The sequence below is a fragment of the Sorangium sp. So ce406 genome (assembly GCF_051474675.1).
Taxonomy (GTDB): Bacteria; Myxococcota_A; Polyangia; order Polyangiales; family Polyangiaceae; genus Sorangium; species Sorangium cellulosum_G.
In genome coordinates this window covers 613,817-631,868 of record NZ_CP150340.1, presented here as the reverse complement: position 1 = coordinate 631,868, position 18,052 = coordinate 613,817, and the positions used below count along the sequence as shown (strand labels likewise).

At 73.1% G+C, this 18,052-nt stretch carries 14 protein-coding genes and 1 tRNA gene; 6 read left to right on the top strand and 9 right to left on the bottom strand.

From position 1 onward, the window contains the following. Window positions 1–4 precede the first annotated feature (4 nt). A complete protein-coding gene (locus WME96_RS02315; protein ID WP_437288551.1) occupies window positions 5–382 on the bottom strand; it encodes an SCP2 sterol-binding domain-containing protein in 378 nt (125 codons plus the stop codon). A gap of 167 nt (window positions 383–549) precedes the next feature. Between WME96_RS02315 and WME96_RS02310 the strand changes: the two genes are divergently transcribed. Then, window positions 550–2,421, top strand: coding sequence for a glycoside hydrolase family 15 protein (locus tag WME96_RS02310; protein WP_437288550.1), 1,872 nt, complete (start codon window positions 550–552; stop codon window positions 2,419–2,421). Window positions 2,422–2,529: 108 nt separating this feature from the next. Here the strand turns inward: WME96_RS02310 and WME96_RS02305 are convergent, their stop codons facing one another. From WME96_RS02305 to WME96_RS02290, 4 genes are all read right to left on the bottom strand, one after another. Next, entirely contained in the window at window positions 2,530–4,500 is a 1,971-nt protein-coding gene (locus tag WME96_RS02305) for a 4-alpha-glucanotransferase (RefSeq protein ID WP_437288549.1), read from the bottom strand. 111 nt (window positions 4,501–4,611) lie between these two features. Further along, on the bottom strand, window positions 4,612–6,483 hold the full coding sequence (locus tag WME96_RS02300) for an ATP-binding protein (RefSeq protein WP_437288548.1): 1,872 nt from the start codon (window positions 6,481–6,483) through the stop codon (window positions 4,612–4,614). 26 nt (window positions 6,484–6,509) lie between these two features. Then, complete coding sequence (locus WME96_RS02295) at window positions 6,510–7,775, bottom strand: FIST signal transduction protein (protein ID WP_437288547.1); 1,266 nt, start codon at window positions 7,773–7,775, stop codon at window positions 6,510–6,512. 505 nt (window positions 7,776–8,280) lie between these two features. Further along, entirely contained in the window at window positions 8,281–9,354 is a 1,074-nt protein-coding gene (locus WME96_RS02290; protein ID WP_437288546.1) for a hypothetical protein, read from the bottom strand. 30 nt (window positions 9,355–9,384) lie between these two features. Between WME96_RS02290 and WME96_RS02285 the strand changes: the two genes are divergently transcribed. Then, complete coding sequence (locus WME96_RS02285) at window positions 9,385–10,632, top strand: class I SAM-dependent rRNA methyltransferase (RefSeq protein WP_437288545.1); 1,248 nt, start codon at window positions 9,385–9,387, stop codon at window positions 10,630–10,632. Window positions 10,633–10,684: 52 nt separating this feature from the next. On the opposite strand, the gene WME96_RS02280 is transcribed toward WME96_RS02285, so the two are convergent. Beyond that, entirely contained in the window at window positions 10,685–11,848 is a 1,164-nt protein-coding gene (locus WME96_RS02280) for a M20/M25/M40 family metallo-hydrolase (protein WP_437288544.1), read from the bottom strand. Window positions 11,849–12,065: 217 nt separating this feature from the next. Here WME96_RS02280 and argB point away from each other — a divergent pair, with 217 nt between their 5' ends. Next, window positions 12,066–12,893: an acetylglutamate kinase gene (gene argB, locus WME96_RS02275; RefSeq protein ID WP_437292262.1), complete on the top strand. Its 828-nt coding sequence runs from the start codon at window positions 12,066–12,068 to the stop codon at window positions 12,891–12,893. 55 nt (window positions 12,894–12,948) lie between these two features. Further along, on the top strand, window positions 12,949–13,434 hold the full coding sequence (locus WME96_RS02270; protein WP_437288543.1) for a hypothetical protein: 486 nt from the start codon (window positions 12,949–12,951) through the stop codon (window positions 13,432–13,434). Here WME96_RS02270 and WME96_RS02265 read toward each other — a convergent pair. Further along, window positions 13,395–13,658 (bottom strand): hypothetical protein, encoded by a 264-nt coding sequence (locus WME96_RS02265; protein ID WP_437288542.1) that lies wholly within the window; start codon window positions 13,656–13,658, stop codon window positions 13,395–13,397. The genes WME96_RS02270 and WME96_RS02265 overlap by 40 nt on opposite strands. Before the next feature lie 203 nt (window positions 13,659–13,861). Between WME96_RS02265 and WME96_RS02260 the strand changes: the two genes are divergently transcribed. Both WME96_RS02260 and WME96_RS02255 read left to right on the top strand, forming a co-directional pair. Then, window positions 13,862–16,003, top strand: a complete 2,142-nt coding sequence (locus tag WME96_RS02260) for a hypothetical protein (RefSeq protein WP_437288541.1) — start codon at window positions 13,862–13,864, stop codon at window positions 16,001–16,003. 183 nt (window positions 16,004–16,186) lie between these two features. Continuing rightward, window positions 16,187–16,259: transfer RNA gene (locus tag WME96_RS02255), tRNA-Ala, on the top strand. A gap of 327 nt (window positions 16,260–16,586) precedes the next feature. Here the strand turns inward: WME96_RS02255 and rd are convergent. Continuing rightward, window positions 16,587–16,751, bottom strand: coding sequence for a rubredoxin (gene rd / locus WME96_RS02250; RefSeq protein WP_061613696.1), 165 nt, complete (start codon window positions 16,749–16,751; stop codon window positions 16,587–16,589). Between the two features lie 160 nt (window positions 16,752–16,911). Next, the gene (locus WME96_RS02245; RefSeq protein WP_437288540.1) at window positions 16,912–17,751 is read right to left on the bottom strand and encodes an SDR family NAD(P)-dependent oxidoreductase; all 840 of its coding nucleotides are present in this window, start codon (window positions 17,749–17,751) and stop codon (window positions 16,912–16,914) included. Window positions 17,752–18,052: the final 301 nt, after the last annotated feature.

The following is an 18,052-nucleotide window of genomic DNA, read 5'->3' as shown; positions in this document are numbered from 1 at the left end:
ACGATCAGCCAGCGCGTCGCTTCGGGGCCTCGCTCGTCCCCCGGGGCGTCGCTTCGGGAGCCCCTCCGTCACCCGGACAGAAGGCGCTCTGGAACATCTGCGCGACGGCCAGGTCTCCCCGCACGCTGACACGGCCCTGCATGATCGCGGTGATCAGGTTCTGTTCGCCGTGGACGATGCGCGAGAAATCGTCGGGCGAGCAGGAGAGCTCGCAATCCTCGCTCGCGCCCTCGGGCGCAAGCCTGAACGACCCGTCGTCGACCTCCACCACGACGCGCTCGCCGTCGGTGAACGCCAGAGCACATGACTTGCGCGCGCCTCGCAGACGGGCGTCGTACCGCCCCACCACGAGGGCCTGGATGAGATCTCTCGCTCGCCGCATGATGAATCCGTGTATCCGGGTTGCCGGTCTCGCCGTCGCGGCCTCGGCAAAGCAAGGCGCGTGCCCGTTGGTGTGGTGTCGCGGAGCGGTTTGCGCGCGCAGCGGCTCCTCGTCGGGCAGGGAGCTATCAGGCTTGCGGACCGGGCACCGGCGCGCATGTACTGGCCATGCCAGCTCCGATCGAACACTACGGTCTCATCGGTGACACGACGACGGTCGGCTTGATCTCACGTAACGGCTCGCTCGACTGGCTGTGCCTGCCGCGCGTCGACTCGGATGCGTGTTTCGCGAGGCTGCTCGGGCACGGCGACCACGGTTACTGGACGCTCCGGCCAGCGACAAGGATACGAAGCGTGGAGCGGCGGTATCGGCCAGACACGCTGGTCCTCGAGACCGAGTTCTCCTGCGACAGCGGGCGGGCACGGCTGATCGACTTCATGCCCCCGTGGGTCGCAGGGCACGATGCCGCCCGGATCGACGAGGGAACCCAGGGGGTCGCCGCGCACGACGTCATCCGGATCGTCGAGGGAATCGAGGGCCAGGTCGCCATGCACTCCGATCTGAGGGCGCGGTTCGGCTATGGCCGCGTGATCCCCTGGATCAGGTGCGACGGGAGCCGGGCCACGCTCACGTCGGGGCCGGCCGCGCTCGCGTTCAGCAGCCCTGCGCCGCTCGACCCCGACTGGGACGCCGCGCGGCTGGAGACGAGCTTCATCGTCCGCGCGGGGCAGCGCCTGCCGTTCACCCTCACCTATTACCCGTCGCACGAGCACGCGCCCGACCACCCCGTCGACGCGGAGCGGGAGCTCGCGCGGACCGAGCGTCACTGGCGGGCGTGGGCGAGCCGTTGTCCCTACCAGGGCCGCTTTCGCGACGCAGTGGTGCGATCGCTCCTCACGCTGAAGGCGCTCACCTATGCGCCCACGGGCGGGATCGTGGCGGCGCCGACGACATCGTTGCCGGAGGATCTCGGCGGCGTTCGCAACTGGGACTATCGCTACTGCTGGTTGCGGGACTCCACCCTGACGCTCGACGCGCTGATGCGCGGCGGGTACCTGGAGGAAGCCCAGGCGTGGCGCGACTGGCTCATGCGCGCCGTGGCCGGCGCTCCTGCGCAGCTTCAGATCATGTACGGCGTGGCCGGCGAGCATCGGCTCACCGAGACCGAGCTGCCGTGGCTCCCGGGATACGAGGAATCGAAGCCGGTGCGGATCGGCAATGGCGCATACGACCAGTTTCAGCTCGACGTCTACGGCGAGGTGCTCAACACGCTCTACGACGCCCACGTGCAGGGGCTGCCGGATCTGCCGCACACCTGGGACCCCATCGTGGAGATCGTCGATTTCGTCGAGGAGGCCTGGCAGCGGCCGGACGAGGGCATCTGGGAGATCCGCGGGGCGAAGCAGCTCCACTTCACGCACTCGAAGCTGATGGCCTGGGTGGCCGTGGATCGCGCCGTGCGGATGATCGAGGAGTTCGGCGTCGGCGGACAGCATCGACTGGGGAAGCGGGCCCAGCGCTGGCGCGCGTTGCGAGAGGAGATCCGCAGCGACCTGCTCACGCGCGGATTCGACGCGCGCGTCGGCGCGTTCACGCAATCGTACGGCTCGGACGCCCTCGACGCCAGCGTGCTCCTGATCCCACACATGGGCTTCCTGGCCGCGGACGACCCGCGCATGCTGTCCACCGTCGCGGCGATCGAGAAGGGCCTCACCCGGGATGGTCTCGTGCTGCGCTACGCCACCGAGACGGGGGTGGACGGGCTGCCGGGCCATGAAGGCACGTTCCTCATCTGCAGCTTCTGGCTCGCCGACAACTACGCGATGGCCGGTCGCCTGGACGACGCGGAGGCGCTCCTCGATCGGCTGGTCTCGCTCTGCAATGACGTCGGCCTGCTCTCCGAGGAGTACAGCCCTGAGCTGGGTCGCCAGCTCGGCAATTTCCCGCAGGCGTTCTCTCACATCGGGCTCGTCAACACGGCTCATATCATCGACGCGAAGCGCGCCGGGAGGGAGGTGTCCCTCCCGTCTGCAGCGTAGCCTCCGGGCCCCGCGTCCTGTCCGCTCTGCGTGGTCGTTCCTCCGCTGCGCGTACGCGCTCTCGCGGCGCCAGGCTGTTCGGCGCCACCTCTCGTGCGCTGCGCCCGGTCAACGCCTCCCGCCCGCCGCTCCCGCCCGCGCCTCCAGGCGCGCAGCGAGCCCCCGGCGCTCCTCCGACGCCTCCGCGCCCCCCCGCGCCCGCAACGCGAGCGCCAGCACCCGCGGCAGGTTGAGGGCCTCCCCCCGCGCGCGCATCTCCGCGTACGACCGCTCGTGATCGCGAGGCACCCGCAGCGACCAGTTGTGGTCACCCATCGTCCCGGGAGCGTTGTAGATCTCCTTGAGCCCGAGCAGATCGGAGAAGAAGATCATCACGTTCGCCGCCTGGCTCGCGAAGAGGTCGGCGAACTTGGCCTGCGCCAGCGCGCGCGGGTCGGACGCGAGCGCGCGCGCCATCGCGCCCTCCTCGGACGGCGAGGGCGCGAGGCGCGAGGCCAGGTACGCCGCCTGCCGCCCGAGCGCGCCGCTCCGCTCCCACGCGTCGAGGAGCCTCCAGAGCGGCGGCGTGTCGTGGGTGCCCACCATGATCCAGTCGGAGGGCCCGGCGTTCTCGCTGCGATAGACGTCCTTCGGGTTGTCGAGATCGGCCTTCTGCGTGACCCGGAAGCGACCGAGCCCGTGCCGCTCGAGCACGGCCCGGAGCGGGAACGGGAGCGTGCTCAGCACCTCGCACACGATGTCGGTCGTCGCGCGCCCGCGCGCCTCGGCGCAGCTCGCGATCGTGTCGAAGATCACGCTGTAGCGCCCGACCTGCTCCGGCGTCAGCGAGGTGACCCAGTCGTCGGCATACCGGGGCACACCGCGGTTGAGCTGCGCGGGAGAGGCGATGGCGTAGCGGGCGAGCAGCGGGTGATCCGGCAGATCGGGCGACGAGAAGAGCCGCGCGCCGCCCTGGACCGCGCGGAGCGGATCGGGGGCGTCGGCGACATGGACCCACGGGCAGACGAGGCCGTGCGGGTGATCGAGGCGCACGCCGTCGAACTCGTCGAACATCTTGTCCATCCGCGCCCGCACGAGCGCGAGCGCGCCGGAGGAGGCGTCGGTGTACTGGGCCGGATCCAGGACAGGGTAGTTCCACACCTGGCCCTCCGGGTTGGTCCGGCTCGGCGGAGCCCCCATGAGATAGCCCTTCAGGAAGACCGATTGATGAGCCCAGGCATCCTGGGGCGAATAACCGATCTGCAGGTCGCCGAAGAGCTTGAGCCCGAGCGAGGCCGTCACGCCCCGGAGCGCCGCGTGCTGCTCGTGCGCGAGGAGCTGGCAGAAGGCGTAGAAGTCGACGTCTTCGCGGTACCGGTCGAGGAGCTCCCGCCGGCGATCCTCGCAGGCGACCACCTCGCCGGGGCCGGGCGCGAAGAGGCGGCGATCGAGCTCCGGCGCGCCGGTCCAGCCGTGAAACCAGCCGCTCCGGTGCTCCTCGCAGAGGGGGCCGTAGAGCGCGTCCCGCTCGATCCACGCGGCGTTCCGCTTCCTGAACGCGGCGAGGCGGCCGGCGAGGTCGTCGAGCTCGCCGCGCTTCCGCCGGTCGACGTACGACGCGAACGCCTCCCGGAGCGCGGCGCGCTGCGCGCGGTACGCGTAGCCGTGCTGCGCGCGGCCGTCGTGGCCGCCGGGCTTGCCGGCGACGATCTTCGTCACCGCCTCGGGGCGAAGCAGCGCGCCCCACGGGCCGTCCTCCGTCAGCCGGGCGAGCGCGATCGACAGCGTGCTCCGCGAGAAGATGGTGCCGTCGTACGGAGATGCGTTGTCGGCCGACGTCTCCCCCTGAGGGCCGAGCTGGATGCCGTTGAACCCGAGATCGCGCGCGAACCGGAGGAACCGGCGGCCCCCCTCGGTGTACGGGGACCCGCGCCCGGTGTCCTCCGCGTCCTCCGACGGGAAGCTCGGATCGTGGATCGCGAGCACCAGGTTGCGGATGCCCAGGAGCTGCAATGCGGCCCTGACGAGCTCCCGCTCGTCGTCGTCCGCTCGAGCCTGGGCCGGCCCCACGTCGCCCTTGTCGTTCCCGACGTTGTTCATCGCGGTAGGTATAGCGATGAAGGGATCGGCCCGCCAAGCCGCGAAAACAAGGGACATTTCTGCCTCAGTGGCGTGACTACGCCGCTGTACGGCGAACCCCGATTGAGGCTGTCAGGCGCCGAGGCGCGTGCCCGCCGCGACTCCCGCCGTCGCCCCGGCGGCGCCCACCATCGGGAGCGTGAAGAAGAACGTGCTCCCCTCGCCCACCTTGCTCTCGACCCAGATCCGCCCGCCGTGGACCTCGACGAGCGCCTTCGCGATCGAGAGGCCGAGCCCCGTGCCCTTGTGGGCGGTCTCCTTCGCCTGCCAGTAGCGCTCGAAGATGCGCGCCCGCTGGTCCTCCGGGATGCCCGGGCCGGTGTCGCGCACCGAGACGAGCACCTCCCTGCCCCACGGCTGGGCGCAGAGCGCGACCTCGCCGCCCGCGGGCGTGAACTTGATCGCGTTGCCGACGATGTTCGCGATCACCTGCAGCACCCGCTCGCGGTCGCAGAGCGCCCGGTCGACGCCGTGCTCGACGCCCTGCTCGATGCGCAGCGACTTCTCGGCCGCCTCCTCCCGCAGGAGCTCGATGGCGTCGCTCAGCAGGCCGGAGACGTCGTGCGGCGCCGGCTGGATCGAGATGTGGCCGCCGTCGAGCTTCGCCAGGTCGAGCAGATCGCGGATGAGGCGGTTCATGCGATCGGCCGACTTCTGGATGCGCTCGACGGGGCGCCGGAGCTCGGCCGATTCGTCCGAGCTCGGCAGCTTCCGGCGCAGGAGGCTCGTGTTCATGACGATGGTGGCGAGCGGGCTCTTGAGGTCGTGCGACACGACCGCCACGAGCTCCTCCCGGGCGCGGATCGCCCGCTGCGCGCTCTCGTAGAGCCGCGCGTTGTCGATCGCGAGCGCGGCCCGGCGCCCGAGCTCCTCGGCGAGGGCCCGGTCCTCGGCGCCGTACAGCAGGTCGTCGCGGCCCGAGGCGATCGTGAGCACGCCGAGCATGGTGCCGCGGGTGACGAGCGGCACGGAGATGTAGCGCCGCAGGCCGAGCTCCCTGAGGAGCGCCTCGCTGGCCGACGCGGGCGGCTCGCTGTCGCGCGCGTCCAGCCCTCGCTCCGCGGCGGCTGGCGCGCCCGCCACCTCGCAGAGCACCGCCTCGCCCGTCTCCAGCACGCGCGCCACGCCGGACGGGAGGACCGAGTCCATCGGCGTCTGGCCCTGGAGGAGGCGCGCGAGCTCGCTCTTCTGCGGGTCGGCGTGGACGACGACCGCGCGCCGGAGCATCGCCTCGCGCTCCATCATGTCGACCATGCACCAGTCGGCGACGAACGGGACCGGCAGGCGCGCGACGCGCACGAGGGTCGCCTCGTAGTTCAGCGAGCTGGAGAGCAGCCGGCTCGCCTCCGAGAGGAACGCGGCGCGGCGCTGCGCCGCCTCCGCCGCCGCTCGCCCCGCCTCGGCCGCGGCGAGGTGCCGCGCCCGCTCGCGCTCGTTCTCGATCATGCGGGCGTAGAGCAGCCGGTGCACGAGCGCCGTGCGGAAGGTGCCGGCGAGCCGGCGCATCATGCCCCGGTACCGCGGCGCGGACGGGGGCTCGCCCTCGAAGCAGAGGATGAGGCTGGACGCGCCGCTGTCGCCCTGCCCGTCGAGCGAGAAGTGCCAGGTCACGAGCCCGGGCCGCGCGAGCTCGGGGTACGGCAGGCAGAGGCCCTCGCCCTCGTCCGCGGGCGCGGCCGCCGGGGGCGGGGACCGCGGCGGGATGGACAGCGCGCGCGAGCTCGCCGACAGCCCCGCGGCGTCGAGGAGCCGAGGGGCGAGCGGCGTCGGCTCGACGAGCACGATGACCGCGACGCAGCTCAGCCGCTCGGCGAGCCGCTCCAGGAAGATCGCCATCGACTGGCGAGGATCGAACAGGTCGAGCGCTGCGACCGTGAGCTCCTGAAGGACGCTGAGGAGCGCCAACCGTTCCTCCTGGATCTCGTGATCTTCGTCGCTCGCCATGGGCAGGGATCCAGCCGCTCCGGCGCTCAAGCCCCCAGCGCGAGCACGACAGCGGTCTTGTTGTGGAACTGCGGTACCCCGCGGCCCAGCGCGCCCACCTCGCCGAACGTCAGACAGCCCATCACCGGGACGCTCTGGCCGAGCTCGTTCTCGAAGGTGGTCAGCTCGTCGCGCACCGTGTCGCCGAGCATCATGCACCGCGAGATGCAGTCGAACACGAACGCGCCGGCGATCGGCCCGGCCACGGCGTCGCGCGCGGTGGTCGCCGCCTCGCGCGCGGCGCTGACGAGGCCGATGGGATCGCCCTCCATGACGCGGATGAGGCAACCGTCCGGGACCTCGCCGACGCAGTAGAGGCCGCCCGGCGTGACCACGCGCAGCGGATCGCGGATGACGTGCTCGCCGTCGGCCTGCGGGATGCCGAGCGGGTGGGTCATCGCGAAGGTGGCGAAGCCGTCGAGGTTCACCTGATCTCCGCGCGCGCGCGCGGTGCGCTGGTAGACCGAGAAGGCCCCCTCGAACTCGAGCTCGGCGACGACCGTCCCCTCGGCGCGCGTGACCATCGTCGGGGGCCCGTAGGGCCGGAAGCCGTGGCGGATGCCGGTGGCCATGCGGGCCGGCGAGTCGATCGCGACGACGACGACGCTGTCCGAGTAGGCGCGGCCGCCCGCGAACTGCGCGGTGCGCACGAAGCGGAGGTTGTCGCCCGCGCCGCCGCCGGCCCAGACGACGCCCGTCCCGCCGACCTCGACCGCGCCGCGCACGACGTCGGCCGCGTTGCCGGTGAGCGCGTCCGGCAGCACGATGAGCGCGCGGCTCCACCCCGGCGCGGCGGACGACGGGAACCCCTCGAGCGCGCGCGACGCGGCGAGCACCCCGGCGCGCCGTCCGTCCTGGCTCACCGGGTGCGCGACGCCGACGCCGACGCGCACGGCGTCCGACGCGACCAGCCCCACGACGAGCCCCTGCCGGAGGAGTCGGCTGCCCGCGAAGACCCCCGCCGTGCAGCACCCCGCCCAGGGGACCCCGGGCAGCTCGCTCGTCACGGCCGCAGCGAGCGCGTCGGCGTCATACTGGTCCGTCGACAGGACGAGCGCGAAGGCGGGGCGCGCCGGTCCGAGCGGCGACGCCGGTCCGGGCTGCAACGCCGGTCCGGGCGGGGAGGCCGATCCGGGCTGGGAGGCCACGTGCTCGGGGCGCGCCGACGCGCGGAGCGCCGCCGCCACGGACTCGGCCGCAGCCTTCTTTGGATCCGCCGAGGAGCTCGCCCCGATAAACATCTGTGTCGTCATATCCTCTTCCCCCCTCACAATTCAGGCACTCTCGTTATACTGGAGATTCGCTCGCTCGTCACGGCGCGTGGCTCTCCTGTCTTGTCGTCCGTACGGGGCGATCCACCCCGTCAAGCGACTCATGGTTTTCCCGGCCGCGCGCGGCGCGAAGGGCCGGCAAAGCCGTCGGCGGGCCTACCCAAGGAGAGCTGCGGAGGAGAGAGCGAACCCCGAGACCGTGGGGGCAGAACCATTATCCTTCAATAAGACAACGAGCGCTGCAAGCCCGTCAGACGCGCCGGAGGCATCCTTGTCGCTCTCCGAGAAACGATGAGGGTGGTGCGCAGCACGCCGTACGACGCAGCGCACCACGCGAGCAACGCGAGAGTGCGTGCGCTTGCACGGGAGTCGTCATGCCCAAGGCGGAATCACGGCGAGTCGCCGGGGCAGCCGGGCGAGGTGCGGTTGGGCCGCCCACGAACGGCGCAGCACAGAGCTCCGCCGCCAGCGGGACGTGCAGACACGATCAGGGATCCGACTGCAACAGCGTGTACGTGTGGGGCTGCCAGAACCCACCGCGCTCCGTCCCCGGGGCGGCGCCGACGGCGACGAGCACGAACCCCCGGCCGTTCGCGATGCTGCTCGCCTCCACGTCGCTGTTCGCCAGGATCTCGCGCATCGGCACCGAGGCCATCTTCCTGGCGTCGACGGGGTCGTAGGCATGGACGGCCACGTCCTCGGGCGCGCCGAGATCCGCCTCCGCCAGCCCGGCGAACGGCGGGGAGGGCGAGATCGCTCCATACGAGAGCTCCTGCGCGAGGATCACCCCGCTCACCGACGAGCGATCGGGGGTGAGGTGGACGTCGATCACCGGCGTCGCCGCGCTCGCGTGCGCGACCTGCAGCCCGAGCCTGTCGAAGCGCGTCCATCGCGACATGGCGACCGCGACGAGGCCGGCGGTCGGCGTGTCGATCGTGTAGGCGTCGCCGCAGGCCTGCTTCTCCAGGGCGTCGGTGTGCCCCTCGCCGCCGAGGCAGCCGGTGGCGACCAGGAGCAGGCTCTTCTCCTCGGCGAACACCGACGCCGGCACGACGGGGAGCGCCACGGCCACGATGGGGGGCGAGGCCTCGGCGGCGAGCGCGAGGATCTCGGCGCAGTCGAGCCCCTCGATCGCGCCGAGATCGCCGGCGATCACGTGGGGGCCCACGCTCGCCCCCTCGGGGATCACCGCGCCGAGCGGCTCGACCACCTGGGCCCGGGCGAACGCGAGGCCCTCGCCGGCGCCCGGCCAGGGGTCGACGCCGGCGCCGGTGCCGTCGGGGTACGCGAGGAAGCAGAAGCGGACCGCGTCGCGGTCGGCGACGCCGTTCACCACGGTGAGCTTCGTCGGCCCCGGCGGATCGACGACGTCGCCGCCGCCCGCGCCGGATGTCGCGGCGCTGCTCGAGGTCGCCCCCGAGCCGGCGCCGGCGCCGGACGTGCTCGCCGCGGCCGGCGGATCTCGTCCGAGGAGGTCGTGGTCCTGCGTGCAGCCGGCCGCAGCGGCGAGCGGGATCCCCGCGAGGCAGGCCCAGCCGATCGGACGAACGCGGTGCAGCACGCTGCGAGCTTACCGTGCTAGGCGGGGTCGATGCGGGTCCATCTCACCGCGACAGCCGCCGCCGCCGTCCGCCGCGGCCACCCGTGGGTGTACCGAGACGGTATCGCGGGCGGCGGCGAGAACGCCGTCCAGCGCGGGGAGCGCCGGCGCGGCGAGCGCGCGCCCCGCGCCGGCGGCGCGGCGGCCACGGGGGACGTGGTCGAGCTGTCGGCCGAGGGCGCGCCGTTCCTCGGCCGGGGGCTCTGGGACGCGGAGTCGGCGATCGCCGTCCGCGTCTTCCAGCGCACGCAGGCGCCGCCGCTCGACGAGCGCGCCCTCGCGGAGCGGCTCGAGCGCGCCTTCGCTCTGCGCGACGGCTGGTTCGCGGGCCGCGACACGACGGCCTACCGCCTGTGCAACGGCGAGGGGGACCGCGTGCCGTCGCTCGTCATCGACCGGTACGACCGCGCCGCGGTGGTCCGCCTCGACGGCGGGATGCTGGCGCCGTGGCTCGATCGGCTGCTCCCGCACCTGGCGCGCGCGCTGGGCGCCCGCGGCGTGCGCTCGATCGGGCTGCGCGCGCGCGCGTCGTCGGCGGCGGGCGGGGACGCGGAGGGGAAGAAGCTCGCGCACCTGCACGGGCCGCCGCTGCCGGATCGCCTGTTCGTGAGGGAGACCGGGGTCGCGATGGAGGTCGACCTCGCGCGCGGGCAGAAGACGGGGGCGTTCCTCGACCAGCGCGACAACCGCGCTCGCGTGCGCGCGCTCGCGGCCGGGCGCCGGCGCGTCCTGAACCTGTTCAGCTACGCGGGGGGCTTCTCGGTGGCCGCGGCGCTCGGCGGCGCGGGCCGGGTCACCTCGGTCGACTCGGCGTCGGCCGCGCACGCGTCGGCGCAGCGCACCTTCCGGGAGAACGGCGTCGATCCGGCGGCGCACGACTTCGTGACGGCGGACGCGTTCGACTTCCTCGAGAAGGCCCACGCGCGCGGCGATCGGTACGACCTCATCGTCTGCGATCCGCCGAGCTTCGCGCCGAGCGAGCGCGCCAAGCCGCGCGCGCTCGGCGCCTACCGGCGGCTGCACACGGCGGTCGCGCGCGTGCTCGGTCGCGGCGGCCTGCTGTGCGCGGCGTCGTGCTCGAGCCACATCACGGCGGAGGACTTCCTGGCCACGCTGGACGACGCGACCCTGGAGCGGGACGACCTGCGGGTCCGTGCGATCCACGGGCAGCCGGAGGACCACCCGACGCTGCCGGCGTGGTGGGAGGGGCGTTACCTCAAGTTCGTGGTGCTGGAGTAGCGAGGAGCGACGGCGGGAGAGGCGCGCGCAGGGGCGCGGCGGCCGCGGACGATCACACCGCGGCGCGCCGCCCCAGCAGGAACGCCGCCAGCGCCTCCGCCTTGGGCACGAGGGTCTTCACCTCGATGAGCTCGTCCTTCGTGTGGAAGCCGCTCCCCCGCGGCCCCAGGCCGTCGATCGACGGGATCCCGATGTCCGCCGTCGAGCTCGCGTCGGACCCGCCGCCGATGAGGGGCGCCTCGGCGTCGCCGAGGCCCGCCGCCCGCGCGCACGCCCCGTACTCCCGGTAGAGCGCGGCGCTCGCCTCGGTCCGCACGAGCGGCGACCGCGCGATCTCGCACTCGGCGCGCACGGCGGTGCCGGGCACCTCGACGGACGCCTCGCGCGCGGCCGCGGAGAGCGCCGCCATCATCGCCTCGCCGTCCGCGCGGCTCACGAAGCGGAAGTCGACCCCCGCCTCCGCCGCGTCAGGCACCGTGTTCCTGCCGTGCCCGCCGCTCACCACGCCGACGTTGACCGTCACCTGCCGCCCGTAGTCGGTGAGCCGCTGCGCCCTGTCGATGAAGCGCGCGAGCGCCCAGATCGCGTTCGCGCCCTGCTGGTGGGCGTTGCCGGCGTGCGCCGCCTTGCCCGTGGCCCTCACCACGGCGTTCCCCGTGCCCCGGCGCGCGGTGATGATCCTGTCTCCCTCGCGCCCCGCCTCGAACACGAGCGCGCACGAGGCGCCCGCGAGCTCGCGCTGGAGCAGCGGGCGCCCCTCGGGCGACCCGACCTCCTCGTCCGACACGATCGCGAGCCGCACCGGGATCTCGGGCAGCGCGCCGATCGTCTCGAGCGCCCGGAGCGCCTCGATCGCGACCACGATCCCGCCCTTCATGTCGAGCACGCCCGGCCCGCGGGCGAGCTCCCCGTCGAGGCGGAAGCCCTCGAAGGTCCCCGGCGGGAACACCGTGTCGAGGTGCCCGATGAGGGCGACGTGGCCCGCCGGTGACGCCTTCGCCGCCTCGCTCTCCACCACCCAGTGCGCCGCGAAGCGCGCGCTCGCGAGCCGCCGCACGCAGAGGCCGGGGATCGTCGAGAGCTCGTTGGCGATGACCTCGCCGACCGCGTCGCCGCCGCGCGGGTTGTCCGTGAACGAGTTGAGGCTCACGAGCCGCTCGATGAGCGCGAGCATCGGCTCCGTGCGACCGGAGAGCGCCTGTCGGAGGGCCTGCATCACCGCGCCAGCATGCCACGGAAGCCCGGGCGCCGCCGCGCCCCTGCTCCCGCGCGGTCCTCCGGGCTTGCGCGTGCGCCCGCGCTCCCGCGCGAGCGGCCGATCGGCGCCCCGCGGGCTTGCGCGCGCGGGGCGCGGCCGGCGACCTCTGCCCTGGCCGCGGCAGAAGTGGTACGTGTCCGCTCATGCAAGGTTCCAGAGCAGCGCGGAGGCGCCCGTGACAGCGTCGGAAGGACCGCTCGTTATCAAGCTCGGCGGCGAGGTCGTGGGCAGCCCCGCCCTCGCCGTCCTCGCCAGCGACCTCGCGGCGCTCAGCCGCGCGGGGACGCGCGCGATCGTCGTCCACGGCGGCGGCGCGCAGGCCACCCGGCTGCAGGAGCGGCTCGGCATCCCTGTCCGGCAGGTCGCTGGCCAGCGCGTCACCGATGCGGACACGCTCGACGTCATGAAGATGGTCGTCGCCGGCAAGCTCAACGTCGACCTGTGCGCCGCGCTCCTCGCCGCGGGCGCGCGGCCCGTCGGGCTCCACGGCGCCAGCGGGCCCGCCGTCACGGCCGTCAAGCGGCCGCCGAAGGTCCACGCGAGCGTGGGGCCCGATCCGGTGGACCTCGGCCTCGTCGGCGACATCACCGGCGTCGACCGCGCGCTGCTCGAGCTGCTCGGGCGCGGCGGCTACCTGCCCGTGCTCGCGTGCCTCGGCGCCGGCGCGGACGGGCAGGTCTACAACATCAACGCCGACACGGTCGCCAACCGGGTCGCCATCGAGCTCGGCGCCGCCGGGCTCTTCCTCGTGAGCGACGTGCCCGGCGTGCTGCGCGACGTCTCCGATCCCGCCTCGCGCATCCCGAGCCTCACGGTCGCCGAGGGGCGCGCCCTCATCGCGAGCGGCGCCGTCACGCGCGGGATGATCCCGAAGCTCGAGGAGTCGTTCGCCGCGCTGGCAGAGGGCGTCCGCCGCATCCACATCCTCGGCCGCCTGCGCCCGGGCGATCTCGCGCGCGAGGCGAGCGCGCCGGGATCCATCGGCACCGTGCTCGTCCCCTGAGCGGCGCGGCCGGCCTCGCCCGGGCCGGCCCCGCGCCGTATGCTCCTCGCCTCGTATGCGCCTCGCCTCCGCGATGATGGATGCCGTCCGGGCAGCGCTGTCGTTCGTGCAGGAGCACCCCGAGCAGATCGCGATCGGCGCCGGTGTGGCCCTCACCAGCTTCGTCGGCGGCATGGTGCTCGTCGCGGTCGTGCTCGTCCGGATGCCCGAGGACTACCTGGTGAAGCAGGAAGACGAGCCCTTCCTGCCGGGGCGCCCGGCCTGGATGCGCGTGTCGGCGCGCATCGGGAAGAACCTGCTCGGCGTCCTCGCGGTGGCGCTCGGGATCATGCTCTCGCTGCCTGGCGTGCCGGGCCCGGGCGCGCTGGTGATCCTGATCGGCGTGATGCTCCTCGACATTCCCGGCAAGCGGCGCATGGAGCGGCGGTTCCTCGGGACGCCGAAGATGCGCGCCTTCGCCGATCGCGTGCGCGCCCGCTTCGGCCGCCCGCCGCTGCGCGTTCAGGCGGACTCGCGCCGCTCGTCGCCCAGCCGGGGCTGAGCGCCCGCCTCGCCGGACGCGCGCGGCGCGCCCGCGGCGCCCTGCGCCTGCGCCGCCGGGCCCCTGGGCGAGGCCCCGCGGCGCAGCCGGAGGTGCCACACGAAGAGCGCCGCGGCGATCGTGAGCGAGAGCCCCGCCGAGACCCACTCGCGCGGCGCGAGCAGGATGCAGCCGGCGACGAAGGCGCAGGTCGCGAGCGTGAGGCGCTCTTCCGCGTCGGGCATCCGGGGCACCTCGTGTCCTCGTTACCTCCCCGCGCCACGCGCATCAAGCGCCCCGCGCGGTCCCGGCGGCCCCCCGCGCTGCGCCGCCGGCCGGCGCCCGCCCGCCGCGCCCCTGGTCGCCTCGTGCGGCGCCAGCGCGGTTGCGGTAGGTAGGTTCGACAGCGGCGAGCGCTCTGCTCGCGCAGGATCGATCTCGACGCCTTATGAACGCAAACGACGATCGCGACGAGAGCGAGCTCGAGGGCGCGCTCCGGAAAGAGGACCCCAGCGAGCGCCGCGGCGCCGACGGGAAGGCCGCCGCCGCGAAGGGCTCCGGCGCGCGCGAGGACGCGCCCGCGGGCGACCGCGCTGCGGCCGGGGAGGACGACGCGGAGGACGCCGCGGCCGACGAGGACGACGACGCGGAGGGGGCCGACGAGGCGCCCGCCCCGCGCCCGCCCGGGCCGTCGATGTGGGACATCCTCCGGGACAGCTTCTTCACGTTCGACCGCCGGACGCTCGGCTTCACGCGCATCCTGCTCGGCTTCTTCCTCATCGGCGACCTGCTCCGCCGCTCGTGGGCGTGGAGCGACATGTTCGCGGACATCGGCGTCCTGCCGAACCACGTGAACCTCTGGCGCCCGCAGGGCAGCGGCAACTTCTCGCTCGTCAACGCCTTCTCGACGCCGGGCGAGCTCTGGGTCCTCTGGGTCGTGATCTTCGCGACCTACGTCTGCCTGCTCATCGGCTGGAAGACGAAGCTCATGCAGGTGCTCTCGCTCGTGTTCGTCACGAGCATGAACGGGCGCGTGCTGCTCATCGAGAACGGCGGCTACGTCGTCCACAACCTGCTCCTGCTCTGGACGTGCTTCCTGCCGCTGGGCGATCGCTTCTCGCTCGACGCGCTCCTCGCCTCGATGAAGCGGAGCCGCGAGCGGACCGCCGCCGACCTGAACGACCGCACCACGCTCGACGACCCGCTCAAGCCGGACAGCCACATCACCGTCCTCGGGCCCGTCCTGCTGATCCAGATCGCGGCGATCTACTTCTTCAACGTGGTGCACAAGACCGGCCCCGCCTGGAAGAACGGGACCGCGATCCACTACGTGCTCTACGTCGACCGGATGGTGACGCCCATCGTGGCGGACATCCGCGACTACGCGCCGAACTTCCTCATCCTGTTCATGACCAAGATGGTCATCTCCTTCGAGGCGGCCATCCCTGTGTGCCTCCTGGCGCCCGTCGGCCGCGCCTGGGCGCGCCGGCTCACGATGGTGATGATGAACGTGCTCCACATCGGCTTCGGCATGACGTTCGTGCTGGGGCCGTTCGCGTGGGCGCTCTGCGTGATGTCGACGCTCCTCTTCGGCCGCGAGGACTGGGAGATCGCCGCGCGCACGATGCGGCGCGCGCACCGGGCCCGCGTCGTGCTCTTCGACCCGCGCTCGCCGGGCGCCGTCCTCGCCTGCCGCGTCCTGAAGCGGATGGACCGGTTCGGGCTGCTCACCTTCGAGGCGTCGAGCTCCGCGGCGCACGGGCTGTCGGTGCGGCGCCCCGACGGCGCGCTGGCCGCGGGCGCCGACGCGCTCGCGGACATCGTCGCGGCGATCCCGCTCGGCCCCGCGGTGGCGTGGGCGATCCGCCTGCCGGGCGTGCGCGGCGCGGTGACGGCGGCGATGGCGGCGGCGCACCGCCGCAGCCTGGGCCGGGCGCTCGGCGCGCAGATCCCGGAGCGCTCCGAGGTCGCGCCCCCGCCGGCGCCGCTCCGGCTCTGGGGGCGCAAGGGGCTCGTCGCGCTGCGCGAGATCGGCGTCCTCGTGATGTTCGTCGGCGCGGTCAACCAGGCGGCGGTCGAGCTCTGGGTCATCAAGAACCGCTGGAAGGTGCCGCACCCCGAGCCGACGCGGATCCTCGCGCAGAAGCTCCGGTTCCTCCAGGGCTGGTTCATGTTCTCCCCCAACCCGGTGATGGACGACGGGACAATCGTCGTCGATGCGGTCACGGTCGACGGCCGCCACATCAATCCGTTCACGGGCGAGCCGCCGAACTTCGACCTGCTGAACGCGAAGAGCTTCGCGTACACGCAGATCTGGTGCGACTACTACGCGCGCATCAAGCTGCCGGCCAACACCGCGTACCGCGACGCGATGAAGGAGTACATGTACCGCTACCCCGAGCGGACGGGCCGGCCCGAGGACGCGATCGTCTCCGGCGACGTGTACTGGGTGAAGGACTGGAACCCGAAGTGGGGCAGCACCCAGAGCTACGGAGAGGAGCGCGAGAAGCTCTTCTCCTTCTACAACCCGAAGGCGCAGGCGCGCGCGCAGGCCGAGCCGGAGCAGGCGCCCGAGAGCCCCGCGAACTAGCAGCACCTCGTCAGCCGAGGTCGTCCTCGTCGCTCGGCGAGAGGTCTTCCGAGCTGCCCGCCCGGAGCTCCAGGGCGGGCACGACAGGCACGAACCACGTGGAACAGCCGGGGCCGGACGGAAAATGCGATCGGCGCTTGACAGGGGCGCCCCGGCGAGTAGAGTCCGCGCTCTCGAAAGCGAGGGCCTGTAGCTCAGTTGGGAGAGCGCTAGAATCGCACTCTAGAGGTCGCAGGTTCGATCCCTGTCAGGTCCACCCTCGAAGTTGCTCACGTCTCTTTCTTGGTAGTTCTCTTCTTATCTCTTCACAGAGGAACGCTGGTCGACGGCGGGCGTGAGCTCGCCGCGAAGCGAGCTCTGTGAAAAGCGTTCGAGCTCTTCGTTGAGCTCACGCTGAAGGCGTGCTCGGTCCGGTGCCCGGCCTGCCCATGGCTGCGCGGAGGGGCGCTGCCTGCCACAAGCGTTCGTCGCCTCGATGTCGGCGCCTGGAGCGCCCTGATGCGCGGCGGAGGGAGCCCTCCGGGAGGGACGCGGGCACGGTGGGCGGCCAAGCGACGCGCCCGCCCTGCCCGCGCCTGCGTGCTCAGTCGTCGATCGGCTCGAAATCGGCCTTCGTCGCGCCGCAGTCCGGGCAAATCCAGGTGTCGGGCAGGTGCTCGAACAGCGTCCCCGGCGCGATGCCGGTGTCGGGGTCACCGAGCGCCGGGTCGTAGATGAATCCGCAGACGATGCACCGATATTTCTTCATCCGTCGTTCTCCTGAGGGGCCTGGCGAGCCGCGGACGACGCTACCACAAGGGCGGACGCCGCCACGGGCGATCCTGCCCGCGCCACGGCGCTCGACGCGCACCCGCGACGAGCCGCTGGCCGGCGCGACGTGAGGGCGGCCGCGGCCGCGACGGCGCGCCTCAGCGAGGCGCCGGCGCGCCGCGCACGGCGAGCTGCTTCTTGCGCAGCGCGCGCGCGATCGGCCCGTAGGCCAGCCGGAGGAGCCAGCGCGGGCAGACGACGCCGAGGTGCACGACGAACCACGCCACCAGCCCGGGCACCACGAGCGCGCGGCCCCGGTCCACCGCGCGGACGAGAGAGCGCGCGCAGCGCTCCGGCGAGATCGACAGGAGCGCGGGCGGCTCGAGGCCCGTGAAGTTGCCGGCCATCTCGTTGAACTCGGTCTGCACCGGGCCCGGGCAGACCTGCGTCACCCGCACGCCGGTGCCGGCGAGATCGAGGCGGAGCGCTTCGGTAAAGCTCGTGACGAAGTGCTTCGTGCCGATGTACGAGGCCATCCCCGGCCCGAACGTGAGCCCGAAGCCGGAGCTCACGTTCGCGATCGCGCCGCGCCCGCGAGACACCATCGGGACGACGAGCCGGTGCGTGAGGTACGCGAGGCTCGTCACGTTCAGCGCGATCATCTGCTCGGTCCGCGACCACTCGGAGAGGTCGAACACGCCGACGTCGCCGAAGCCGGCGTTGTTGACGAGGACGTCGACCTGCCCGACCTCGGCCGCGGCGGCGCGGAGCATCGCGTCGACCGCCGCCCGATCGGTGACGTCGCAGCCGAAGACGAGCACGGTGAGCTCCGGCCGCGCCGCCGCGAGCTCGGCGCGCAGCGCGTCCAGGCGATCCTTGCGGCGCGCCACCAGCACGAGCGCCCGGGCGCGGCGGGCGACCTCGTGCGCCACCGCGCGGCCGATGCCGGACGACGCGCCGGTGATGAGGACGACCCCGCTGTCGATGGGCGAATCCACGGCCGCAAGGGTTGCCCAGCCGCCCCCGTGCGCGCAAGGGTCCCCCTCGCCGCGCGGCCGCCGCTGCCCCGCGCCGTCACGCGGCGCGCGCCGCCCGCCTCGCCCGCCGCGCGCCGCCCGTCTCGCCCCGCAAAGATCGAGAAAACAAGGCGAGACGGGAGAGCGCACCTCGGGGTAGATAGGCGCTCAGGAGGCATCTCAGCCTCCATGGCGCTACCTTCAAGACCAAGAGTTGCAACCCGCCGGTAACACGCATCACCCGATCGACGCCCCCGCGAGGCCGCCGCCCAGCGCGCCTGAT